Raw genomic sequence first — 21,598 nt, forward strand, 5'->3', positions numbered from 1 at the left:
TCAGAGCTGGGGCACAAGCCTGATCGTCAGCGGATCGTAGGGTGGCAGCGCCTCGGCGCGAAGGTTCCACTCATGGCCGGCAGGGCGCAGCAGCAGATAGCGTTTGCCCTGGTGCAGCGGCTTCTGCAGATTGCCGCTGAAGCGGTCGCTGCCGGCAAGTCGGCGCAGGGTGATGAGCTGGTCGTACTGCTGGTGGGTCGGATGCACGACTTCCAGCTCCAGCTGCTCGAGATCGGCGGGGAGCGCGCCGGCGAGGGTCAGTGCAATGTCGCCGGTGACGTCATCGATCAGCAGGTCGCCGCTGAGCCCCAGGCGCTGGGCATTTTCCAGCGGTTCGGTATTGAGGTTGAACCCGCGGGCGACCTTGTAGTAGTCGTCCTTGACGATACCGTCAGCGCTGACGATGGAAAAATACAGGAAGGTGCCGCCGGAAATGACCGACGCGATCACCGGCGCGAGGATAAACCACAGCCAGGGCTGCTTGTACCAGGGGGCGGTGGCGAGTTGGTCTTGCTGCATGCTACATCTCTTCTGCTGTAATGCGGCCCCGTGGCCGGGTGTTGGAAGGCCGCTATTCTAAAACAAATCGGCGGGCATTGCCGCCCGCCGATGTTCGAAATTGCCGGGGTCAGAGTCCGGAGGTTGGACCGATAAAGCGGCTTTCAGTTTCAAGGCTGATGCCTTCGCCATCCAGCGCCTCGACCCGGAAGTGGATTTCGTAGTTGGGGCGTGACAGCCATTTGGGATTTATCTGCAGCCTTACCGGCACATCGATCAGGTCGCCGGCGGAAACCGGGACTTCGGACGCTGTGACCATCTGGATACCGTCGAGACCGGTGACGGTGATGCGATAGCGATGATCGCGCTGTTCCTTGTTGGCGAGCTTGAGGGTGTAGCTGTTCTCGATCAGGCCATCGGGGGTGCGGGTGAACAGCTGGCCGCGGTCGCGCAGTACATCGACTTCGAGCGGGACGCGGCTGACCAGGGTGTAGCCGAAGGCGATGATCATGACCATCAGCACCGCGAAGTAGCCAATCAGGCGTGGCCGGAACAGCTTGGTCCTGTTGCCTTCGAGCGCATGCTCGGTGGTGTAGCGGATAAGGCCGCGGGGGTAGTTCATGCGGTCCATGATGTCGTCGCAGGCGTCGATGCAGGCACCGCAGGCCACGCACTCGTACTGCAGGCCGTCACGAATGTCGATGCCGACCGGGCAGACATGCACGCAGTTGCCGCAGTCGATGCAGTCGCCGAGGCCCTGGGCCTTGTAGTCGCTGCCTTTCTTGCGACTGCCGCGGTGTTCACCGCGCTTCTCGTCGTAGGAGATGACCAGGGTGTCCTGGTCGAACATCACGCTCTGGAAGCGGGCGTAGGGGCACATGTAGATGCAGACCTGTTCGCGCAGCCAGCCGGCGTTGCCGTAGGTGGCGACGGCGAAGAAGCCCAGCCACCAGGTTTCCCAGGGGCCCAGGTTCCAGGCGAAAACATTGGGCACCAGCTCGCGGATCGGGCTGAAGTAGCCGACGAAGGCGATGGAGGTGGCAATGGCGATGACCAGCCAGAGTGCGTGCTTGGCCGTCTTGCGCAGAAACTTTTCCCGGCTCCAGGGTGCCTTGTCGAGTTTCATGCGCTTGTTGCGGTCGCCCTCGGTGATGCGCTCGGCCCAGATAAAGAACCAGGTCCAGACGAACTGCGGGCAGGCATAGCCGCACCACAGCCGGCCGGCGAACACCGTGACGAAAAACAGTAAAAAGGCGAGGATGATCAGCAGCCAGGACAGCAGCATGAAGTCCTGGGGCCAGAAGGTGGTGCCGAACACGTGGAACTGGCGATTCGGCAGATCGAACAGCACCGCCTGGCGGCCGTCCCACTGCAGCCAGGAAAAGCCAAAGAACATCGCCAGCATCATGAAGCCCGCGGCGGTACGCAGGTTCTTGAACAGGCCCTTGTAGTACTTGACGTAGATATGCTCGCGCTTGGCGTAGAGGTCGTAGGTCTCGACCGACTCGCCGCCGCTCTTGCTCCTGGGGGTCACGTCTTTGACCGGTATCTGATCCATGCCCATACTCACCCGTTTACTGCTGTGGCGCTGAGGCCGAAATATTCGTAGTACCGCATGTTGTTATTCTAAGAACGGATACAAAAAAGGCGATATGACCTGAATCATATCGCCTCGGTTTAGTGCCTGCCAGGCATTAGTTCTGCGACAGGCTGTACACGTACGCCGCGATCAGGTGGATCTTGTCATCGCTGAGCAGATCCTTCTGCGCCGGCATCACGCCGTTACGGCCCTGGCGGAGGGTGTGCGCCACCTGCTCGAAGCTGCCGCCGTAGAGCCAGATGTCGTCGGTCAGGTTCGGCGCGCCCAGGGCGTGCATGCCCTTGCCGTCCTGGCCGTGACAGGCGGTGCAGAGCGCCTGGAACTGGGTTTCGCCGCGGGCGGCCGCTTCCTGATCGACTTCACGGCCGCTCAGACTCAGCACGTAGCTGGCGACGTCACGAACGCCTTCTTCGCCCAGCACCGCTCCCCAGGCCGGCATGCCGCCGTTACGCCCGTTGACGATGGTCTGCTTGATGGTGTCCGGCTCGCCGCCGTACAGCCAGTCGTTGTCGGTCAGATTCGGGAAGCCGTAGGCGCCGGTGCCGCCGGTGCCATGACAGACGCTGCAGTTGTTCTGGAACATACGCTGGCCCATCTGCAGGCCAGCCTGGTTCTCGGGCTTCTGCAGGTCTTCGACCGACAGCGCGGCATACTTCGCGAATACCGGCTTGTAGACCTCTTCGGCGTGCTGCATTTCCTCTTCCCACTGGCCGTGGGAAGACCAGCCCAGCAGGCCCTGGAAGTTGCCCAGACCCGGGTACAGAGCCAGGTAGCCGAGACCGAAGATGACGGTCGCAACGAACAGCTGGAACCACCAGCGTGGCAGCGGGTTGTCATACTCGGCGATGCCGTCGTACTCGTGGCCGACGGTTTCGCTGGTGGATTCCTTGTAGGCCTCGCTCTTGCGAGTCTGGAACAGCAACCATGCACAGCCGAGGATCACGGCCAGGGTAATCACTGTTACCCACGCGCTCCAAAAAGCACTCATTTTTCCTTTCTCCCGTTATCGGCCTTATCTTCCTGCTCCCCTTCATCGTCGAAGGGGAGGTGGGCGGCATCGTCGAACTTCTTCTTGTTCTTCGGGTGCAGTACCCAGACGAACAGTGCGATGAAGGTGACGAGCATTATCACCGGAATATAAGGACCATAAACCTCGTAACTCACCAGTTGCTTACCGCTTGTTGGTGTATTCGGAATGGGTCTTGCCGAGCGCCTGGAGATAGGTGACCAGAGCGTCGATCTCGTACTTGCCGTTCACTTCGTCGGCAGCGTTGGCGATCTGCTCGTCGGTGTACGGTACGCCCATCTTGCGCATGACTTCCATCTTCTTGGCGGTATCGGCGCCGCTGACGCGGTTGGTGAACAGCCACGGGTAGGACGGCATCTTCGACTCGGGCACGACGTCGCGCGGGTTGTACAGGTGCGCGCGGTGCCAGTCGTCGGAGTAGCGGCCGCCGACACGGTCAAGGTCCGGCCCGGTACGCTTGGAGCCCCACAGGAACGGGTGTTCCCAGACGTCTTCGTTGGCGGTCGAGTAGTGACCGTAACGCTCGGTCTCGGCGCGGAACGGACGGATCATCTGGGTGTGGCAGACGTGGCAGCCTTCACGGATGTAGATGTCGCGGCCTTCAAGCTCCAGTGCCGAATACGGGCGCATGCCCTCGATCGGTTTGGTGGTGGACGAATGGAAGAACAGCGGCACGATCTCCGCCAGGCCGCCGCCGCTGATCACGAGGATGATCAGCAGCACCATCAGGCCGATGTTCTTTTCGATTGTTTCGTGTTTGATCATTGTGAATAGCTCCTATCGGCCTCAGGCTGGCTGCGCGGCCGTATCGGCGGCCGGCGCACGGCTGCCCTTGCGAACGGTCTGCCAGGTGTTGAATGCCATCAGCAGCATGCCGGTCAGGAAGAAGGCGCCACCCATCCAGCGGACGAAGTAGCCCGGGTGGCTGGCCGCGAGCGCTTCGACGAAGCTGTAGGTCAGGGTGCCGTCTTCGTTGACCGCGCGCCACATCAGGCCCTGCAGGATGCCGTTGACCCACATTGCGCAGATGTAGAGAACGGTACCGATGGTGGCGAGCCAGAAGTGAACGTTGATCAGGCCGACGGAGTACATCTGTGCCTTGCCCCAGAGGCGCGGGATCATGTGGTAGATGGCGCCAATGGAGATCATGGCAACCCAGCCCAGAGCGCCGGCGTGTACGTGACCGACGGTCCAGTCGGTGTTGTGGGACAGCGCGTTGACGGTCTTGATGGACATCATCGGGCCTTCGAAGGTGGACATGCCGTAGAAGGACAGGGATACCACCAGGAAGCGCAGGATCGGGTCGGTGCGCAGTTTGTGCCAGGCGCCTGACAGCGTCATCATGCCGTTGATCATGCCGCCCCAGGACGGCGCCAGCAGGATGATGGACATGACCATGGCGACGGACTGGGTCCAGTCAGGCAGCGCGGAGTAATGCAGGTGGTGGCCGCCGGCCCAGATGTAGGTGGCGATCAGCGCCCAGAAATGGACGATGGACAGGCGGTAGGAGTAGATCGGGCGCTCTGCCTGCTTCGGTACGAAGTAGTACATCATGCCCAGGAAGCCGGCGGTCAGGAAGAAGCCAACGGCATTGTGGCCATACCACCACTGTACCATGGCGTCGACAGCGCCCGGGTAGACGGAATAGGACTTGAACGCCGAGACCGGGATCGCCAGGCTGTTGACGATGTGCAGGACCGCCACCGTGATGATGAAGGCCATGTAGAACCAGTTACCGACATAGATGTGGGAGGTCTTGCGCAGCTTGACCGTTCCCAGGAATACGATGCCGTAGGCAATCCAGACCAGCGCGATCAGAATGTCGATCGGCCATTCCAGTTCGGCGTATTCCTTGGAAGACGTCAGGCCCATCGGCAGGGTGATGATCGCCGAGACGATAACCGCCTGCCAGCCCCAGAAGGTAAAGGAGGCAAGAGCGTCGGAGAACAGCCGTACCTGACAGGTACGCTGAACGACGTAGTAGGAAGTGGCGAAGAGGGCACATCCGCCGAAGGCGAAGATGACCGCGTTGGTGTGAAGCGGACGGATGCGTCCGTAGGTCAGCCAGGGGGTATCGAAGTTCAGCGCAGGCCAGACCAGCTGGGCTGCGATCAGGACACCGACGGCCATACCGACAATGCCCCAGACCACCGTCATGATGGCGAACTGCCGGACCACCCTGTAATTATACGTCGGGTGTTCAGTTGCTGTGCTCATGTCAGGCTCTCATCAACAAGCTAATGGATAGGTAAATTCGTTCCGGCGGCAATTATCTGGGAACATTCCAGTGTTTTCAATGAGCTGTAGGTTTTAGATGCGGTACTTTGTCGCACCCCGCCGCGGGGGCATTAATTATAGATCAACACTTGCATTTTTAATGCTTGTTTTTATAAGTCTATGATATATAAGTGAAATTGTTTTAACGGCCGGGGGCGGTGCCGGTGCTGTCGCGTCGCTGTTATCCGTCATGCGCGGGCTGCGGGGGGAATTTACCGGCGCCTGTGGCATGGAAATATTGCGATTGTTTGATACAGGTCAAGCGCCGCCGCAAGGCGGTCAGAGGGTAGGATTGTGCATTTAATAACCGGAAGGCCCGATCGAGGCCGCATATTGTTTGCCCACGGCGCAGGCGCGCCGATGGACTCGGAATTCATGGATACCGTCGCCGGGGGGCTTTCCGCGCGGGGCTTCGAGGTGGTGCGCTTCGAATTTCCGTACATGCAGGCGCGGCGCGCGGACGGGCGCAAGCGCCCGCCCAACCCCATGCCGAAACTGCTGGCGGCCTTTGCCGAGGAGGTGGCGGCGCTGGACGACGGTGTGCCGCTGTGGCTGGCGGGGAAGTCGATGGGCGGTCGTGTCGCGACCCTGCTGCTGGAACAGACGCAGGCCGAAGGGGCACTGGTATTCGGCTACCCCTTTTATGCGGCCGGCCGTCCGGAAAAGCCGCGCACCGAGCATCTGGAATCCATGTCGCGGCCGGTGCATATCTTCCAGGGTACCCGGGATCCCATGGGGTCCCGCGAGCGCGTCGAGGGTTACCGCCTGTCGCCACAGGTGCACCTGCACTGGTGCGAGGACGGCGACCACGACCTCAAGCCCCGCAAGGCGTCGGGCCTGACGCAGCGCCAGCATCTCGAGGCGGTGTTCGACTCGGTTCTGGACATCTGCGCGGCAGGCTGAGCCTGCATGTTAGCGCAAAGGGGAATTGCTGCGTTGCATGAAGCCTTTGGTGGCGGCGACGAAGATGGGTTATGCCGCGGTAGGCCCGCTGCCAATCGATAGCGACTGTCATTGCGGCTCCACCCATCCTACCTTCTCACCACTCACCACTCACCACTCACCACTCACCACTCACCACTCACCACTCACCACTAGTGTTCCAGCAGTGTGATCTTCTCGGCGGTTTTCAGCATCGGGTTGATGGTCGCCATCATGTCGAGACGCTGCGAAGACTGCGCCCAGCGCTGCCAGTCCGCGAGGGTTCGGTAGGTTGCGAGGATTACGCGGTGTTCGGGGTCGTCGACATCATGGAGTGCTTCGCCGGAAATGAATCCGTGCGCCTGCATCGCCTTCACCAGGGTTTCGCGTGCGGCTTTTTCATAGTGCTCGATCAGTCCGTCTGCAACATGACGTTCAATCAACACACGTATCATCGGTGTATCTCCCTTGAGCTTTCCTGTTCTCTAAGCGTAATAAGAAAGCGGGCAAGCGCAACCCGGGCCGTACCAATTGCGTGTGTCAACAGCTGTTGTCCGGCCTTGTCCTGGCGGGAGCCCCGGCGTCCAGGTCTGGCGCTTTCTCTGGCCGGGCATATTTGCGACAATGGCCGGGTTCGACAATAACGGGGAACTGAAAGGTGACGATCAAGCCCGATCATGTGATGGATGCCTGCGGACTCTTTTGTCCGGAGCCTGTAATGCTGCTGCATAACCGCGTACGCGAACTGGCGCCGGGCGAGGTGTTGCAGGTGCTGGCCACGGATCCGTCGACACAGCGGGATATCCCGAAGTTCTGTAATTTTCTGGGGCACGAGCTGCTGGCCCAGGAGGTCGAGTCGGACCAGTACAGTTATCTGATTCGCAAGGGAGCCGGTTGAAGTTGGCCAGTCTGGATGTAAACAGTGCGATCGCACAGACCGAGCAGCTGCTCGGCGAGCTCGATCAGCTACTCGAAGCGCGCGAACGGGGGCGCGAACAGCAAAAAATGCAACAGTCCGAGAGCAGTAAAGTGAACGAAGCCACGACGACCGAAAGTGCCAAGGCGAAGCCGAAGTCGAAAAACCGCGCTGCCAACCAGGCAGCGGTGCAGTTGCTGATCGACACCTATCCGAAGACGTTCAGCCGCAGCCAGGTGCGTCCCCTCAAGATCGGTATTCAGGAAGATCTGCTGGCCGACGACAAGGTCTCCAAGAACAAGATCAAGCGTGCGCTGGCGTCCTACGTCCGCAGCCTGGCCTACTACCGCAGTCTGCAGGCCGGCGCCGATCGCATCGACCTGAACGGCGCTGCGGCCGGTCAGGTGAGCGACCAGGAGGCAGAGCACGCCAAAGGCAAGCTCAAGGAGCTGAACCGTCAGCGCCGGGAGCGCGAAAAGCAGCGTCGTCAGGATGAACGCGAGCGTGAAAAGAGCGAGCGTATCAATAACAAGCTCGAGCAGCTGATGCAGCTCAACAAGCGCTGAGCGCGCCCTCAGGGTGCCGGCGCGTCCGGCACTTGAAATACCCCTCCGGGCCCCCCAGATAATGGAGAGACTGCCTGCAGATCCCGAGGGATCTGCAGGCAGTGTTTCATTCGCGCCTGCGCCGGGAGGTCACGCCTTGTCCCAGATCCTCAGTATCAGCTGCCCGCACTGCGTCGTCACCAACCGCGTGCCGTCCGAGCGGCTGGCACAGTCGCCCCGGTGCGGGCGCTGCAAGCAACCCCTTTTCACGGGCATCCCGGCCGAGCTGTCGGTGCAGGAGTTCGACCGCCTGGTGGCTTCTACCGACATTCCGGTGGTAGTGGACTTCTGGGCCGAGTGGTGCGGACCCTGCAAAATGATGGCACCGGTCTTCGCCGCTGTTGCGGCCCGGCTCGAGCCGCATTACCGCTTCGTCAAGATCAACACCGAGCAGGCGCCGGCGCTGGCGCAGCGCTTTGGCATCCGCAGTATCCCGACCCTGATGGTGCTGAAAAACGGCCGTGAGGTCGCGCGGCAGGCCGGCGCCCTCGATCAGCGCAGCCTGGAGCACTGGCTGCGCGGCTAATGTGCCTGTCAGTCCAGCGCCGTGGGAGCGCCGTGGAGGTAACCCTGGGCGCCGTCGACCTTCAGCTGCAGCAACTGGTCGAGCTGACTCTGGCGCTCGATGCGTTCGGCGTAGGCCCGGATGTCCAGGCTGTGCGCCACGCTGATCAGGCTGCTGACGAAGAAGCGGTCCTGCGCTTCTTCGTCTACACCGCGTGAGAGCGAACCGTCGATCTTGATGTAGTCCGGCTGCAGGCGATAGAGGTATCCAAAGCCGCTCGGGTGCACACCGAAATTGTCGACGCCGAAGGGACAGCCCAGGGTTTGCAGGGCGCTGCGCAGCGCCTCGATGCCCTCGAGGTTGTTCAGTACCGATGTCTCGTTTATCTCGATGCAGAAGCGCTCGCGCTGTTCCAGTGAGCTCAGGCGCTGCAGCAGCCAGTCGTGGAAGCCAAGATCCTGAACGGCTTCATTGGACAGGTTGATGGCGATCGCATCCCGATGGGACTGCAGGTGGCTCAGAACGTGTTCCACCACGGCACGGTCCAGTTCCACCATCAGGCCCAGTTCCCGCACCACGCTGATGAACTCGCCGGCGCTGCAGGGTTCGTTTTCACGGTTCAGGATGCGGGCGAAAACCTCTTTGTGCAGCGGGTCCCCGGTGCTATCCAGCACCGGCTGCGCCTGCAGAAATATCTGCCGGTTGCCGATGGCGGTGGCGACATGCTGCTGCCAGCTTTCGTCGATTCTTTCGGCTTCCTGCTGCAGGTGGTGCTGTTCGCGACGACCGGTCCGTTCGGCCTCCTCCAGTGCCAGTCGGGCATTGGCTAGCAACTGGGAGGCGTGGCTGCGGTCGCTGCCGTGGGCAATACCCAGACGCACCGGTGCCTCTGCGGTCTGGCTGCCCTGCAGCAGCTGCCGGTAATCCCGGTCGAGTGCGCCAAGCAGGCTGTCGTTCAGGCGGTGCAGGGTTTCTGGCGGCAGGCGCCGGATCAGCAGCACGAAGTCTGCGCCGGTAAGCCGTCCGATGATGTGCGGGCCTGCGCTGTCTGCGTTCTGGCGCAGGTGCTCGGCCACCCGGCGGATGAAGTTGTTGGTCTTTTCCTGTCCGAGTTCGCGGTTGAGTTCCTGCAGCCGGCCGATGCGCAGATACAGCAGGGTGCAGGGGCCGAAGTCTTCGCGCTGATCGAGGCGGTCGCCCAGCTGGGCCTGGGTGGCGCGGGCATTGGGCAGGCCGGTCAGCTCGTCCTGGTAGGCGCTGCGTCTGAGTTCCTCGATGTTGTGGCTCTGTTCCTCGAACATCTGGTGCACCTGGCGCACCATCTGGTTCATTGCCAGCACCACCCGGCGCAGTTCCCGGGTATGGGGTACACGCGGTTGCTCGATATAGCGTTTTTCGCTCAGCGCCTGCGCCTGCTGTTCGACGCGTTTGAGCGGTCGCAGTATCAGCCGTACCAGCGACGTGATCAGCAGGGTGGCGCCGAGGGCCAGCAGCACGAACATCACCAGCATCACCTTGGCGGTTTTCCAGTAGGCCTCGTAGGCGTAGCCCGGGTGGCCCTTGACGAAGATGCTGCCGGTCTTGCTCCAGCCGAAGGTGACTTCGCGCTGCATCGACGGCGGATTGATCTCGACCAGATTGACGAACCACTGCGGCACGGTGTCTTCCACCACGGCGTCGACCGATTTGCTGAACAGGGTTTCGCCGTTTTCGGTGACCACGTCGATGCGGGCATAAAAGCCGCTGTCGAAGATGGCATTGACGGTCGTCTCGACCGTGGCGCGGTCGCGCTTGGCGATGTACGGCGCCAGATAAAGGCCGAGGTGGGTCGCGGTGTCCAGCGCATGGGACTCGAGCTGGTTGGTCAGCATGCGCTTGGACTGGTCGGACACGATGTACAGGGTTCCGCCGGTCAGGCCGAGCATGACCGCCAGGATTGCGGCGATCAACTGGTTCACGAGAGACATGGGGTTTTCCTTGGTCTGCAGGGCATCCTATTGTCCTATCCTTGATTGCAGCTGAACCCAGGGCTTGAGGCGGTCCGAGGTGCCGACCAGGTCGGCCCGCCGGCCCTTTTTCGAGAGCCAGAGGCTGTCACCGTTGAAGCTGTAAACGTGCTGCAGGTCGGGCCGCTGATCGGCACTTTTTATGCCCGGCTTGAGGTTGTCGAGCACCAGCGGAATCTTGTCAGGCGCCTCGTAGTAGGTTAGCACCATGTGCGCCTGGTTATACTCCAGTGCCTTGACGTAGGCGATGCTCATTTTTTCGATCGGGACCCCGAGTTCGCGCAGGGTGTAGTACTTGGCGATCGAAAAGTCCTCGCAGTCGCCACCGTTGCTGACGAGGAACTCGACCGGCGTGGCCCAGTAGTCCTCTTTTTTCCAGTGCTCGATGTCGTCGACGAAACGTACCTGATTGAAAAACCGGTTGACCTCGCGCAGCTTGGTCATTTCGTCTGCGTCGGCAAGATCGTCCAGCAACTGCTGCCACCGGGTCAGGCGACGACGGGCGGATTCGCCGTAGGTGCGCGCCAGCTCGTTGATCTGCTCCTGGCTCAGGCGCACGCTGCCGCTGTCCGCGGCAAGCAGCGCAATACTGGCGGCGGCGGCGAAAGCAAGGCATAGAAACAGCGAAACCCGGAGCTTGCGCCCGGGTCGCTGCGATTCCCTTTGCTCTGCGTTAGGCATCGGTGCCATTGCTTTCCTGTGTCCTGTTGCTGTCAATAGTGGATCAGGACGGTGGAAGTCTCAAGCCTGCTTCGGCGGGGACTGCGTGAGCCGTGAAACCCGGGGCAGTTCAGTTTCCGGGGCCGAACCTGTCGCGGTCGTGGGGCTTGTCCAGTTCCATGAGCGGGCCGGCCGGCACGATCCGGGTGGGATTGATCGTGGCGTGGCTGCCGTAATAGTGGTGCTTGATATGCCGGAAATCGGTGGTTTGCGCGATGCCCGGCTGCTGATACAGGTGGCGCAGGTAATTGGACAGGTTGGGGTAGTCGGCGATACGGCGCTGATTGGTCTTGAAGTGGCCGAAATAGACCGGATCGAAGCGCACCAGGGTGGTGAACAGGCGCCAGTCTGCCTCTGTGAGGTCATTTCCCGCCAGGTAGGCCTGTCGGGCCAGTCTCGCCTCGACCTCGTCGAGGGCCTCGAACAGCTCGCCAAACGCCTCCTCGTAGGCCTCCTGGCTGGTGGCGAAGCCGCAACGGTAGACGCCATTGTTGATGCCGGCGTATACCCGCTCGTTCACGGCGTCGATTTCCCGCCGCAGCGCCTTCGGGTAAAGGTCCGGACCTGCCGGCGCCAGCGCCGAGAACGCGCTGTTGAAAATGCGCAGAATATCGGCGGATTCGTTGTTGACGATGGTCTCTTCCTTGCGGTCCCAGAGCACGGGTACCGTGACGCGGCCGCTGTAATCGGGGCGGGCGCGGGTGTACAGCTGGTGGTGAAAGCGGCTGTTGTACAGGGGGTCGCCAAGGGTGTAATGCGGGTTCTGGAATACCGGGTCCTGCCGGTATTCCCAGCCGTGCTCGAGCATCAGCGGGTGTACGCTGCTGATGCTGACGATGTTGTCGAGTCGCTTGAGCCTGTGGGCTATCAGGGTGCGGTGCGCCCAGGGGCAGGCGAGGGAAACATAGAGGTGGTAGCGGCCGGCCTCGGCGCGAAAAGGGCCTTCGCCGATGCGGTCACGAAACCGTGACTGGTCACGCTCGAAACGGCCGTTGTGGCTTTTGGTGTCGTACCACTGGTCGTGCCAGTGTCCGTTGATCAACAGTCCCATGCTGCCTCTCCTGTGCTTCCGGTTTCGGTTTGCCCGGCCGGGGTGCTTCCCGGGGCCGGGCGTTCAGGCGGTGCCGGGCGACCTCAGATGCGTTCGATAGCCTCGAGCGCAAGACCGATGGAGGTTTCCTTCTGGTCGCTCATGCTCATGCCTTCGGCCTGGATTACCTCGACGTTATCGATGCCGATGAAGCCGAGGAAGGTCCTGAGGTACGGCGCGACGAAATCCCGCGGGGTTCCGGCGTGGACGCCTCCGGTGGCGGCGACGATGTAGGCCTTTTTGCCTTCGACCAGGCCAACCGGGCCCTGTTCGGTGTATTTGAACGTGATGCCCGCCCGGGCGATGTGGTCAAGATAGGCCTTCAGAGTCGAGGGTACGCCGAAATTGTACATCGGTGCGGCAATCACCAGCACGTCGTGAGCCTGCAATTCCGCCACCAGCCGGTCGGACGTGGCAACCGCCGCGCGCTGTTCCGGCGTGCGCTGCTCATCGGGCGTGAAAAAGGCGCCGAGGAGCGACTCGTCAAGGTGCGGCAACGGCTCGGCGGCGAGGTCGCGGCTGGTCACCTCGAGCTGTTCATCACGGCCGAGCCGCTCGATCAGTTTGGCGGTGAGGTAGCGGGTGTTGGAGCCTTCGTTCAGTGCGCTTGATTGAATTACGAGTGCCTTGGTCATATCGGTTTCTCCGCTTGTGTATCGCTGATGAGCGCATTATCGAGCCTGCGGTGGGGAGGAAAAAGCGGAAAGAAATGATGCTAATATTCAAAAAAATTGAATGGTTAAGGGTAACCCGTAACCCGTAACCCGTTCCCGTCCTAGCTTCCCGGCATCAGCTGGCAGCGGCGCAGAACGCTCTGCCAGGCCTGCGTATGGTGCTCGCGCGCGGCGGTGTAGCGTTGCCACAGGCTGGAGGGGTTGTCGCCGGAATATACCTGGTCCCAGTAGTCGAGCATTGCGGGCGTTGCGGGCAGCGAGCGAAGCAGCTCCGCATGCAGGCTGCGCCAGCGCTCTCCCTGACGGTGGACGCGGGCGAGATAGGGTTGTACCTCGCCGGCGTAAAACTTGCCAAAAACGTTGAGCAGAATTTTGGCGTCCGGTGTCGCACGGTCCTGCGGACATAGCGGGTATCGCTGCTCCCGGCGCTCGAGTGCCAGGGCTGTACTCTCCAGGGTGCGGGTGAGCAGCACTACGGATTTCAGCAACTGGCTGCCGAAATGGTCGCGGTGCAGCGCCTCATAAGGCTCCTCGATCCTGGCGAGCAGCTCGGGGGGGCGCCAGTCGGGGCGGGTTGTCAGTCGCACGATGTCGGTCAGCTGTTCCAGCGCGCCGATCGCCGGCGGCGTGGCATCGGTTTCACTCAGCGGCAGCGGCGCATCACCGCGGGAGAAATTCGCCTCCATCTCTTGCGATGCATAGATGGCGTTCCATAACGCGCGAGGCAGCTCGCGCAGTTTCACGGCATAAATGGCGTTAACCTGTTCGAGCAGCTCCACGTCGGATTCGTCGGCACGGTAAAGGCGCTTGCGACAGGCGCGCAGGCGGTCGAAAAAACGCAATTCGTAAACCAGCTGCTGCGATGGAGCCATGAATTTGCCGAGCGAGCTGTTGCGCTCGGCGATTAGATGCAGCAGATCGCAGTGGCGCAGCGCCAGTACCTCGATCAGGCCTTGGCGCAGGTCGCTCAGCGGCTGCACGCGATCGCGGCGCGCAGGAAAAAGCGGCAGTGCGTCGGCGACCTCGAGGTCCGGGTCGATGGTCTCGTCGATGGTCCTGGCGACCCGGGTGCTGTAGTTGTCGAGCATTGCCTCGGGGCTGGAACGGTCGCACCCCGCCAGTAGCACGAGCATCGCCAGTGTCAGCCAGCGGACCCGGGGGCGATGTCGGGCGATAGCGAACATTGCTTGGGCCTGTCGTTTGTCAGAGTGGGACCGAAGCTTCGCCCGCCGGTATGGATGAGAAGCTTCGCCTGATGGTGGCCAGCAGTCTCAGGCCCAGCAGCAGGGCTCCAAGCGTCAGGCCGCCGATAAGACCGTACCAGAATCCGGCGGCTCCCTGCGCCGGAACCAGCAGGTCCGTCAATCCCAGTACGTAGCCGACGGGCAATCCGATCGCCCAGTAGGCGACGAAGACCAGGGCGAGCGGTACGGCGGTGTCCTTGTAGCCGCGCAAGGCGCCGGCGGCGCATACCTGTATGGCATCGGAAAACTGAAAAAATGCCGCTATGACCAGCAATTGCGCCGCCAGCCCCACCACCTCGGGGTTGTCGGAATACAGCTGAGCGATGGGGGTGGCGAAAATGAGGATGGTCAGGCTCGAGCAGGCGGCGCAGGCGAGCGCCAGCAGCAGCCCGGTGCTGGCGGCCAGGCGGGCGGCCGCGGGATCGCCGGCGCCGCAGTGCCTGCCGACGCGGATGGTGATCGCCAGCGCGACGCTCAGCGGCAGCATGAAGGTCAGGCCGGTAAAGCTCATGGTGATCTGATGGGAGGCGACGGTGATATCGCCCAGGCGGGCCAGCAGCAGTGCGATCAGAGTGAACATGCTGACTTCTATCAGCAACGCGAAGCCAATCGGAAGCCCCAGGCGCAGAAAGCGCAGGCTGCTCTCGGCCCGGGGGCCGCGCCAGTCGCGAAAGGGCAGGCTTTCCTGAAGTTCTGCATTGCGGCACAGGTAAACCAGCCCCCACGCCAGCATGATCAGCATCACCACGGCGGTGGCCCAGCCACAGCCGGCGCCGCCCAGCGCCGGCAGGCCCAGTTTGCCGTGAATGAAAATGTAATTGAGTGGCACGTTGCAGGCGAGGCCGAACAGACCGATCCTCATGATGGCCCGGGTATGGCCGAAGCCTTCACAGAAACTGCGAATCAGCTGATAGACGAGAATGGCGGGAAGGCCCCAGGAGATGCCGCGCAGATAGCTTTGAGTCAGCTCCGCCAGCGGCGGCGACACCTCGAGCATGATCAGCAGCCAGTGGCAGTGGCGCACGGCGAAAAATGCCACTAAGCCGGCCGCCAGGCTGATCCAGAAACCCTGTTGAAGTACGCGACCCGCCTCGCGCGGGCGGTTGGCGCCGATGTGATGCGCCACCATCGGCGTCGTGGCCATCAAGAGTCCCGAGAGGGCGAGAAAGATCGGCAGCCAGATGCCGTTTCCGAGTGATACGGCCGCAAGATCGCGGGCGCTGACACGGCCGGCCATCAGGGTATCGACAAAACCCATGGCGGTTTGCGATAGCTGGGCGACAACAATGGGCGCGCCAAGCCGGATCAGCGCCCTTGCTTCGAGGCGACGCGCGCAGGTGGCGTTCAAGGTCAGCTGCGGGCGTTGAAGAACTGGCGGGCGACGCGGCCGCTGCGCACGCCGCGACCCTGCGCGAAGCGAATCGCCTCGGCGTGCAGCGCTTTGCGGTCGCCTTCCCAGGCGGCGAAGTAGTGGTCGACGATGGTCAGGTATTCCGGCTGGCTGATCGGGTAGAAAGACAACCAGAGGCCGAAGCGGTCGGACAGCGAGATCTTCTCCTCGATGGCGTCACCGAAATGAATCTCGGTATTGTGTACGCGCGCCTGATCGTTGTCCTGCATGCGTTCCGGCAGCAGGTGGCGGCGGTTGGAACTGGCGTAAATCAGCACGTTTTCCGGCGGCAGCTCGAGTGAGCCCTCAAGCACAGATTTCAGTGGCTTGTAGCTGCTTTCGCCTTCCTCGAACGAAAGGTCGTCGCAGAAAATGACGAAGTATTGCGGCAGCTCGCGGATGTCGTCGACGATGTCGGGAAGGTCGACGAGGTCGTCCTTGTCCACCTCGATCATGCGCAGGCCGTCGTCGTGATAGCGGTTGAGCAGCGCCTTGATCAGTGACGATTTGCCGGTGCCGCGGGAGCCCCACAGCAGGGCGTTGTTGGCAGGCTTGCCGGCGAGAAACCGCTCGGTATTCTGGCACAGCAGCGACTTCTGTCGTTCGACGCCGAGCAGCTGGTCGAGGCCGATGGGATCGAGACGCCGGATCTCGCGAAGGTGCGCGTTGCGGGCCCGCCAGACGGCGGCCTTGGTCCTTGTCCAGTCGATCGTATCCATAGCGGCCTCCTTGAGTTGGGGCGCTCAGGATAATGCCGCCCGGGCCCGCCGGCAAGGGCGGCTCCGTCGCGGCAGTGCCGGCGGGACATGGGGCTGGCGGCCGGGGGCCGGTGTCCCGGATCGGATCCGGCGCTTGAGCACGGGATAGCCAAAAAAAAGCGGCAGGCCCGAAGGCGCTGCCGCTTGCTGGCTTGTCGTGGTCCGGGTATCAGTCGAGACGCGCCTGGACGTAGCGGCCAGGGGCGGGCTCGATGGCCTTGAAGGTGGCGTTACCGAACGACACCGGGGCATCGACGGTCTTGCCCTGGCGGCGCTTGAGCCATGCCGACCAGTGATTCCACCAGGAACCTTCGTGCTGCGTAGCGGTGTCGAGCCAGTGATCGGCGTCCTTGCCCAGTTCGCCATCGGTCCAGTAGTGGCGACGGTTCTTGGAGGCCGGGTTGATCACGCCGGCTACGTGGCCGCTGGCACCGAGCACGAACTCGACGTTGCCGCGGAAGTTCCCGGCGCCCTTGAAGGTTCCCTTCCAGGGGGCGATGTGATCCTCGACGGTGGACAGGAAGTAGCAGGGAATGCGGATCTTGCCCAGGTCGATCTTCTCGCCGCACATGGTCAGGGCGTTGGGCTCGACCAGCTTGTTCTCCAGGTACATCCGGTTCAGGTAGTAGGTGTACATGGTCGCCGGCAGATTGGTGGAGTCGCTGTTCCAGTACAGAATGTCGAACGGCGGCGGCGTCTGCCCCTTGAGGTAGTTGTTGACCACGTAGGACCAGATCAGGTCGTTCGAGCGCAGCATGTTGAAGGATGTGGCCAGCTCGCGTCCGTGCAGGATGCCCTCGGTGGTGACCTTGTTCTCCAGTCGCTTGATTTGCTCTTCGTCGATAAATACGCGCAGATCGCCCGGATCACTGAAGTCGGTCAGGGTGGTGAGGAAGGTCGCGGAGGCAACGGTGGTATCCTTGCGTGCCGCCAGCACCGCCAGTGCCGAGGCCGACAGGGTGCCGCCCACGCACCAGGACAGCAGGTTGATTTTGGGGCTGCCGCCGATTTCCTTGGCCACTTCGATCGCCTTGATGACGCCCTCGCCGACGTAGTCGTCCCAGCTCAGGTGGCTCTGCTGGGAACTCGGGTTGACCCAGGACACCAGAAACACCGTCTGGCCCTGTTCGACGCAGAAGCGCACGAAGGAGTTGTGTTCCTGCAGGTCCAGAATGTAGAACTTGTTGATGCTCGGCGGCACGATCAGCAGCGGACGTTCGGCAACTGTTTCAGTGGTCGGCTTGTACTGAATCAGCTGGAACATCTGATTCTCGAACACCACCTGGCCTTCGGTCGCGGCGAGGTTCTCGCCGATGACGAAGGCGTCCTCGTCGGTCATGGAGATATGACCCTTGTCGATATCGCCGAGCAGGTTCTTGAGACCGTCGATCAGGCTCTGCCCCTTGGACTCCAGCGCCTGCTGCAGCACTTCGGGGTTCGTAAGCGCGAAGTTGGTCGGCGACATGGCATCGATGTACTGCTGGGTATAGAACTCCAGCTTCTGCTGTTCCTTGTCGGACAGATTGACGTTGGCGGCCATATCGTTGAGCAGCTGGGAGGTCAGCAGGTACGATTGCTTGATGTAGCTGAATACCGGGTTCTTCGACCATTCCTCGGCCTGGAAACGACGGTCGCCGCGGCTGGGCTCGACCACCGAGGATTCATGATTGCCGGTAAACAGGTTGCGCCAGAGGTTGAACTGGGCCTGCTGGTAGTCGGTGATGGCGCGGATCCAGACCGTCGGGTCCTCGAAGGAGCGGGTGGCAAGTTCGGTCCAGGACTGGGCGAACTGGCTGAAGATATCGTCACCGCCGGTGGCGGAGAACATCTCCAGGACCTTTTGCGTTTCCTTGTTCAGGTAGTCGATGAATTCCTGGGGATTGGCAAGTGAATTGCTGTTTTTTTCCATCAGTACCGCCTTCTGCTGCGATGGACCGGCGACGCTGGCGCGTGGCTGGCTCTGGATATGGAACCTTCGCCGACTGTGAATGGTTTTTGTGCATCGGCTAAAGGATCGAGCGAGGTTAAAGCATATATCCCCGTTAACCGGGGTGACAAGCCCATAATGCCGGGGCCTGGCCCCGGAACGGCCTTCGGGGCGGCAATGCTGCGCCGCGCAAGTGGGGCCATATTCTGAGGCACTTCTGTGGCGGTTTTGTTACGTCGGCTTTTGCCCGGCAGGCACCTAGCTTATAGAATGCGGGCTCCATCGAACAGCGGAGGCGGTCACAATGCGACATTTTCTTCTGATGAGCACCAGTGGCTGTCATCTGTGCGACGAGGCGGTCGAGTTGCTGGTAACGGGGCTCGATCCGCAGCGCCATAGCGTCGACGAAGTCGATATCGCTTTTGACGACGCCCTGATGGAGCGCTTTGGTGTACGTATACCGGTACTGGTGGACGAAGCCAGCGGCGCCGAACTTGGCTGGCCCTTCGATGCGCAGGGGTTGCAGCGCTTCGTGGCGTCGCTGGAGTGACGCGAAACCCGCTACAGGCCGAAGAACGCCTCGCTGTTAGCGAGCACGCGCGCGCGCAGCGCCGCTTCCGTTTCGCCGGTCTCGCTGGCGACCCGGCGGGCGATATGGGGCAGGTAGGCCGGTTCGTTGCGGCCGGATTTCGGTTTCGGGCGCAGATCCCGCGGCGTCAGGTAGGGAGCGTCGGTTTCCAGCAGCAGGCGTCCGGGGGGAATGTCGCGCAGCAGCGGTAGCAGGTGCGCGCCACGGCGCTCGTCGCAGATCCATCCGGTAATGCCGATATGCAGGTCCAGGTCGAGGTAACCGTACAGCTCCTCCCGGGTGCCGGTGAAGCAGTGTGCTACGGCGCGCTCGAAATCATCGCGACAGGCGCGGAGCATGTCCAGCTGGCGGCTATGGGCCTCGCGTTCATGCAGAAACAGCGGCAAGCCGGTGCTGCAGGCCAGCTCAAGCTGGCGTTCGAAGGCCGCCGTCTGCTCGGCGGGCGTGGAAAAGTTACGGCAGAAGTCGAGTCCGGTCTCGCCGATGGCGACGCAGGCGGGATGCGCGGCCAGGGATTCCAGGGCGCGCTGGCTGTCGGCGCCGAATTCGCTGGCGTGGTGCGGGTGTACGCCGGCGGTGAAGTACAGCTGGCCCTCGAAGCGCTCGCACAGAGCGAGGGCGCGCTCGCTGCACTCAAGGCTGGTGCCGGTCAGAATCAGCCGGCTGACACCGGCCTCCCGGGCCCTCTCAATCACAGCTTCGCGGTCGTCCGCGAAGCGCTTGTCGGTCAGGTTGACCCCGATATCGATCATCGCTGGCAGCATCACTGGCTCTATTACCCGGTTGGCGATTTTGGCGGAAGGCCATTATGCCGGTTGCCGGCGCGATTGCCAGCGGGACGGCGCCGGCGGGCGCCGCCCCGCAGACTCAGGGCTGGTAGAGCGCCAGTTGAGACGATTCGGCGGGGCTCAGCATGCTGGTCTTGCGATTGGCGCGCACGTCGTAGATGACGCCGAAGGCGAGTACGTTCTGCACGTAGTTTCGGGTCTCGTCGAACGGGATGGTCTCGATCCAGATGTCGAGAGGCAGTCTGCCGCGCTCTGCCAGCCACTGGGACACCCGGTACGGGCCGGCGTTGTAGGCGGCCGTCGCGTGCACCCGGTTGCCGTTGAAGCGTTCCAGCATCTGTGACAGGTAGGCGGTGCCCAGGGCGATATTGGTGCGGGGGTCATCGAGCTGCGAATTCGAGCGGTAGGGCACCTGGTAGCGCTTGGCGGTCAGCGACGCGGTCTTTGGCATCAGCTGCATCAACCCGCGGGCGCCGGCGTGCGACTTGACCCGGGCCTGGAAGGCGCTTTCCTGGCGGGCGATGGCGATTGCCCAGGTTCGGTTGATGTTCCGGTTGTCGGCGTAGTGGTCGAACAGCTCCCGGTAGGGTTGCGGGAAGCGGATGCTGAGGTCGTTCCACTGCTTGCTGCTGATGGCGCCGCGAATGCCCTGATCGTACCAGCCCCAGCGGTGCGCCACATGGGCCGCGGCATGGCGCTCCTCGGGGTCGAGCAGCGTCTGGGCATGGTTCCACTCCGAACGTGCCGGATATTCCTGGCCCAGGTGCAGAAATTCATTCATGCGCTGAAACGGCGGGCTCTGTTCCAGTCGGTCGAGCAGCTGCTTGTCGAAGCGGGGCGCCTCGTCGTTGAGGTCGTAGGGCAGGTTGTGCGTCTCTGCCGCGAGAAAGCCGTAGAAGCTTCGCTCGGCGGTCAGCTTGGCGAAGTTGTCCTTGAGCGCGGAGACCGGCTGGCCCCCCACGGCTTCGGCAGCGACGTTGCGCCAGTAGCGCCAGCGGTCTTCCTGCTGATACTCCTGCGGGAGCCTGTCGATCTGTCGCAGGACGCCGGCCCAGTCCCGGCGAATCAGCGTATTGCGGATCCGCCACTCGGTCACTTCCGGATAGCGGTAGTCCGGATCCAGACGCTGCATTCGCTGCTCATGATCGGGGAAGAAGTTCTTGCCGATGCGCACGCCGAAGTAGGTATCGAGCCGGGTGCGGTGTTCGTCGTCGATGGTCAGGCGGTCGCGGTCGCGAAGCCAGAGCGAGAACGACTGTTCCAGGTCACGTCGCGCCAGCTGGCGGATGCCATAGGCGGCGATGCGGCCCTGGTCCGCGCTGCCGGGTTTCAGCAGCGAACGGTCCGCGAGCAGGGCCGGGTTGGCGCTGACTTTCAGCAGGGCGCTGGTGACGGCTTTCTGGTCGGCGCGGGTCACGTGGCGGTCGGCGTAGCGGGCCAGCGACAGGCGGCCATTATCCACCGCTTTCCAGAAACGGCTGTAGGCGATATCGGAGGTCAGCTTCCCGGCGGCGATCCAGCTGTCGAACAGCGGGTCGCAGGCTTGCGGCTGGGATTCGCCAACATTCCACATCTGTTCTGCGCCGCGGTAGGCGCTTTTACGGTCGCCGGTGTTGAGGCGGGCGCGCAGCACCAGGCACTGGTAACGGTTGCCGTCCACCTCGAGACGGGATTCGGCCTTCAGCAGGCCGCTCCAGTCGTTGCGGCTCGCCAGTTCCTGCAGCCAGCGCCGCTGCAGGCGCTGCGCCAGCAGGGTATCGCCGTAACGGTCGAGAAATTCATCGATCTGCGGCTGCTGTGCGGTGGAAAGGCTACGCTGGAGCTCGGCGTACTCGAGGTAGGGGTAGAGCGGATACTGGCGCAAACCCTGCTTGAGCGCGCGATAGCTGTTCATGTCGCCCGTTTCGAGCGCGATACTGGCCTGCTGGTAGCGGCTGCGCTCGGGTCCGAATCGGTCCGGGCCGGCGGCCTGACTGGCGGTGGCAAGCAGCCCGAGAGTTGAGAAAACCACAGGAAGGAGCTTCGGAGCGAGGAGGTTCATAGCCAATCCACTGCCTTGTTTC

22 protein-coding genes are annotated in these 21,598 nt (G+C 62.4%); 5 read left to right on the forward strand and 17 right to left on the reverse strand.

Features of this window, described 5'->3' with window-relative positions:
* From IEX85_RS00710 to ccoN, 6 genes are all read right to left on the reverse strand, one after another.
* Nucleotides 1-519 (reverse strand): FixH family protein, encoded by a 519-nt coding sequence (locus IEX85_RS00710; RefSeq protein WP_188857359.1) that lies wholly within the window; start codon nucleotides 517-519, stop codon nucleotides 1-3.
* A 109-nt stretch (nucleotides 520-628) separates the two neighbouring features.
* On the reverse strand, nucleotides 629-2,056 hold the full coding sequence (ccoG, locus tag IEX85_RS00715; RefSeq protein ID WP_188857360.1) for a cytochrome c oxidase accessory protein CcoG: 1,428 nt from the start codon (nucleotides 2,054-2,056) through the stop codon (nucleotides 629-631).
* A gap of 136 nt (nucleotides 2,057-2,192) precedes the next feature.
* Nucleotides 2,193-3,086, reverse strand: a complete 894-nt coding sequence (ccoP, locus tag IEX85_RS00720) for a cytochrome-c oxidase, cbb3-type subunit III (protein ID WP_188857361.1) — start codon at nucleotides 3,084-3,086, stop codon at nucleotides 2,193-2,195.
* The gene (locus IEX85_RS00725) at nucleotides 3,083-3,262 is read right to left on the reverse strand and encodes a cbb3-type cytochrome oxidase subunit 3 (RefSeq protein ID WP_188857362.1); all 180 of its coding nucleotides are present in this window, start codon (nucleotides 3,260-3,262) and stop codon (nucleotides 3,083-3,085) included. The genes ccoP and IEX85_RS00725 overlap by 4 nt, the downstream gene beginning before the upstream one ends.
* A 7-nt stretch (nucleotides 3,263-3,269) precedes the next feature.
* Nucleotides 3,270-3,890, reverse strand: coding sequence for a cytochrome-c oxidase, cbb3-type subunit II (ccoO, locus tag IEX85_RS00730; protein ID WP_188857363.1), 621 nt, complete (start codon nucleotides 3,888-3,890; stop codon nucleotides 3,270-3,272).
* A gap of 21 nt (nucleotides 3,891-3,911) precedes the next feature.
* On the reverse strand, nucleotides 3,912-5,342 hold the full coding sequence (gene ccoN, locus IEX85_RS00735) for a cytochrome-c oxidase, cbb3-type subunit I (protein ID WP_188857364.1): 1,431 nt from the start codon (nucleotides 5,340-5,342) through the stop codon (nucleotides 3,912-3,914).
* A 354-nt stretch (nucleotides 5,343-5,696) separates the two neighbouring features.
* On the opposite strand from ccoN, the gene IEX85_RS00740 reads away from it, so the two are divergent.
* The gene (locus IEX85_RS00740; protein WP_308425609.1) at nucleotides 5,697-6,305 is read left to right on the forward strand and encodes an alpha/beta family hydrolase; all 609 of its coding nucleotides are present in this window, start codon (nucleotides 5,697-5,699) and stop codon (nucleotides 6,303-6,305) included.
* Nucleotides 6,306-6,496: 191 nt separating this feature from the next.
* On the opposite strand, the gene IEX85_RS00745 is transcribed toward IEX85_RS00740, so the two are convergent.
* Nucleotides 6,497-6,778, reverse strand: a complete 282-nt coding sequence (locus IEX85_RS00745) for an antibiotic biosynthesis monooxygenase family protein (protein ID WP_188857366.1) — start codon at nucleotides 6,776-6,778, stop codon at nucleotides 6,497-6,499.
* A 203-nt stretch (nucleotides 6,779-6,981) separates the two neighbouring features.
* On the opposite strand from IEX85_RS00745, the gene tusA reads away from it, so the two are divergent.
* From tusA to trxC, 3 genes are all read left to right on the forward strand, one after another.
* Entirely contained in the window at nucleotides 6,982-7,221 is a 240-nt protein-coding gene (tusA, locus tag IEX85_RS00750; RefSeq protein WP_188857367.1) for a sulfurtransferase TusA, read from the forward strand.
* Nucleotides 7,222-7,223: 2 nt separating this feature from the next.
* Nucleotides 7,224-7,805 (forward strand): ProQ/FINO family protein, encoded by a 582-nt coding sequence (locus IEX85_RS00755; protein ID WP_229721728.1) that lies wholly within the window; start codon nucleotides 7,224-7,226, stop codon nucleotides 7,803-7,805.
* 136 nt (nucleotides 7,806-7,941) lie between these two features.
* A complete protein-coding gene (gene trxC, locus IEX85_RS00760; RefSeq protein ID WP_188857369.1) occupies nucleotides 7,942-8,370 on the forward strand; it encodes a thioredoxin TrxC in 429 nt (142 codons plus the stop codon).
* A gap of 8 nt (nucleotides 8,371-8,378) precedes the next feature.
* On the opposite strand, the gene IEX85_RS00765 is transcribed toward trxC, so the two are convergent.
* From IEX85_RS00765 to IEX85_RS00800, 8 genes are all read right to left on the reverse strand, one after another.
* Nucleotides 8,379-10,316: a bifunctional diguanylate cyclase/phosphodiesterase gene (locus IEX85_RS00765; RefSeq protein WP_188857371.1), complete on the reverse strand. Its 1,938-nt coding sequence runs from the start codon at nucleotides 10,314-10,316 to the stop codon at nucleotides 8,379-8,381.
* A 27-nt stretch (nucleotides 10,317-10,343) separates the two neighbouring features.
* Nucleotides 10,344-11,045, reverse strand: a complete 702-nt coding sequence (locus IEX85_RS00770; protein WP_229721729.1) for a transglutaminase-like cysteine peptidase — start codon at nucleotides 11,043-11,045, stop codon at nucleotides 10,344-10,346.
* A 100-nt stretch (nucleotides 11,046-11,145) separates the two neighbouring features.
* The gene (locus IEX85_RS00775; RefSeq protein ID WP_188857372.1) at nucleotides 11,146-12,126 is read right to left on the reverse strand and encodes a glutathione S-transferase family protein; all 981 of its coding nucleotides are present in this window, start codon (nucleotides 12,124-12,126) and stop codon (nucleotides 11,146-11,148) included.
* An 83-nt stretch (nucleotides 12,127-12,209) separates the two neighbouring features.
* On the reverse strand, nucleotides 12,210-12,800 hold the full coding sequence (locus tag IEX85_RS00780) for an FMN-dependent NADH-azoreductase (RefSeq protein ID WP_188857374.1): 591 nt from the start codon (nucleotides 12,798-12,800) through the stop codon (nucleotides 12,210-12,212).
* Between the two features lie 140 nt (nucleotides 12,801-12,940).
* Complete coding sequence (locus tag IEX85_RS00785; protein WP_188857376.1) at nucleotides 12,941-14,023, reverse strand: DUF3080 family protein; 1,083 nt, start codon at nucleotides 14,021-14,023, stop codon at nucleotides 12,941-12,943.
* A 19-nt stretch (nucleotides 14,024-14,042) separates the two neighbouring features.
* Nucleotides 14,043-15,431, reverse strand: coding sequence for an MATE family efflux transporter (locus tag IEX85_RS00790; protein ID WP_229721730.1), 1,389 nt, complete (start codon nucleotides 15,429-15,431; stop codon nucleotides 14,043-14,045).
* Between the two features lie 2 nt (nucleotides 15,432-15,433).
* Nucleotides 15,434-16,192 carry an ATP-binding protein gene (locus tag IEX85_RS00795; protein WP_188857377.1) on the reverse strand — a complete coding sequence of 253 codons (759 nt, stop codon included), beginning with the start codon at nucleotides 16,190-16,192 and terminating at the stop codon, nucleotides 15,434-15,436.
* 208 nt (nucleotides 16,193-16,400) lie between these two features.
* On the reverse strand, nucleotides 16,401-18,140 hold the full coding sequence (locus tag IEX85_RS00800; protein ID WP_188857379.1) for a PHA/PHB synthase family protein: 1,740 nt from the start codon (nucleotides 18,138-18,140) through the stop codon (nucleotides 16,401-16,403).
* 322 nt (nucleotides 18,141-18,462) lie between these two features.
* Here IEX85_RS00800 and IEX85_RS00805 point away from each other — a divergent pair, with 322 nt between their 5' ends.
* Nucleotides 18,463-18,708, forward strand: coding sequence for a glutaredoxin family protein (locus tag IEX85_RS00805; RefSeq protein ID WP_188857380.1), 246 nt, complete (start codon nucleotides 18,463-18,465; stop codon nucleotides 18,706-18,708).
* An 11-nt stretch (nucleotides 18,709-18,719) separates the two neighbouring features.
* Here IEX85_RS00805 and IEX85_RS00810 read toward each other — a convergent pair whose 3' ends face one another.
* Together IEX85_RS00810 and IEX85_RS00815 are read right to left on the reverse strand one after the other, a co-directional pair.
* Nucleotides 18,720-19,511, reverse strand: a complete 792-nt coding sequence (locus IEX85_RS00810) for a TatD family hydrolase (protein ID WP_229721731.1) — start codon at nucleotides 19,509-19,511, stop codon at nucleotides 18,720-18,722.
* A gap of 103 nt (nucleotides 19,512-19,614) precedes the next feature.
* Nucleotides 19,615-21,576 carry a transglycosylase SLT domain-containing protein gene (locus IEX85_RS00815; protein WP_188857382.1) on the reverse strand — a complete coding sequence of 654 codons (1,962 nt, stop codon included), beginning with the start codon at nucleotides 21,574-21,576 and terminating at the stop codon, nucleotides 19,615-19,617.
* Nucleotides 21,577-21,598 lie beyond the last annotated feature (22 nt).

This window comes from Marinobacterium nitratireducens (genome assembly GCF_014645375.1).
Taxonomy (GTDB): domain Bacteria; phylum Pseudomonadota; class Gammaproteobacteria; order Pseudomonadales; family Balneatricaceae; genus Marinobacterium_A; species Marinobacterium_A nitratireducens.

Bases quoted from the DNA above. Each gene is read 5' to 3' on its own strand.
- ccoO (WP_188857363.1), bottom strand. From the start codon at position 3,890: ATGATCAAACACGAAACAATCGAAAAGAACATCGGCCTGATGGTGCTG.
- IEX85_RS00810 (WP_229721731.1), bottom strand. From the start codon at position 19,511: ATGCTGCCAGCGATGATCGATATCGGGGTCAACCTGACCGACAAGCGC.
- IEX85_RS00710 (WP_188857359.1), bottom strand. From the start codon at position 519: ATGCAGCAAGACCAACTCGCCACCGCCCCCTGGTACAAGCAGCCCTGG.
- IEX85_RS00780 (WP_188857374.1), bottom strand. From the start codon at position 12,800: ATGACCAAGGCACTCGTAATTCAATCAAGCGCACTGAACGAAGGCTCC.
- IEX85_RS00805 (WP_188857380.1), top strand. From the start codon at position 18,463: ATGCGACATTTTCTTCTGATGAGCACCAGTGGCTGTCATCTGTGCGAC.
- IEX85_RS00765 (WP_188857371.1), bottom strand. From the start codon at position 10,316: ATGTCTCTCGTGAACCAGTTGATCGCCGCAATCCTGGCGGTCATGCTC.
- ccoN (WP_188857364.1), bottom strand. From the start codon at position 5,342: ATGAGCACAGCAACTGAACACCCGACGTATAATTACAGGGTGGTCCGG.
- ccoG (WP_188857360.1), bottom strand. From the start codon at position 2,056: ATGGATCAGATACCGGTCAAAGACGTGACCCCCAGGAGCAAGAGCGGC.
- IEX85_RS00770 (WP_229721729.1), bottom strand. From the start codon at position 11,045: ATGGCACCGATGCCTAACGCAGAGCAAAGGGAATCGCAGCGACCCGGG.
- IEX85_RS00815 (WP_188857382.1), bottom strand. From the start codon at position 21,576: ATGAACCTCCTCGCTCCGAAGCTCCTTCCTGTGGTTTTCTCAACTCTC.
- IEX85_RS00795 (WP_188857377.1), bottom strand. From the start codon at position 16,192: ATGGATACGATCGACTGGACAAGGACCAAGGCCGCCGTCTGGCGGGCC.
- ccoP (WP_188857361.1), bottom strand. From the start codon at position 3,086: ATGAGTGCTTTTTGGAGCGCGTGGGTAACAGTGATTACCCTGGCCGTG.
- IEX85_RS00785 (WP_188857376.1), bottom strand. From the start codon at position 14,023: ATGTTCGCTATCGCCCGACATCGCCCCCGGGTCCGCTGGCTGACACTG.
- IEX85_RS00775 (WP_188857372.1), bottom strand. From the start codon at position 12,126: ATGGGACTGTTGATCAACGGACACTGGCACGACCAGTGGTACGACACC.
- IEX85_RS00745 (WP_188857366.1), bottom strand. From the start codon at position 6,778: ATGATACGTGTGTTGATTGAACGTCATGTTGCAGACGGACTGATCGAG.
- IEX85_RS00800 (WP_188857379.1), bottom strand. From the start codon at position 18,140: ATGGAAAAAAACAGCAATTCACTTGCCAATCCCCAGGAATTCATCGAC.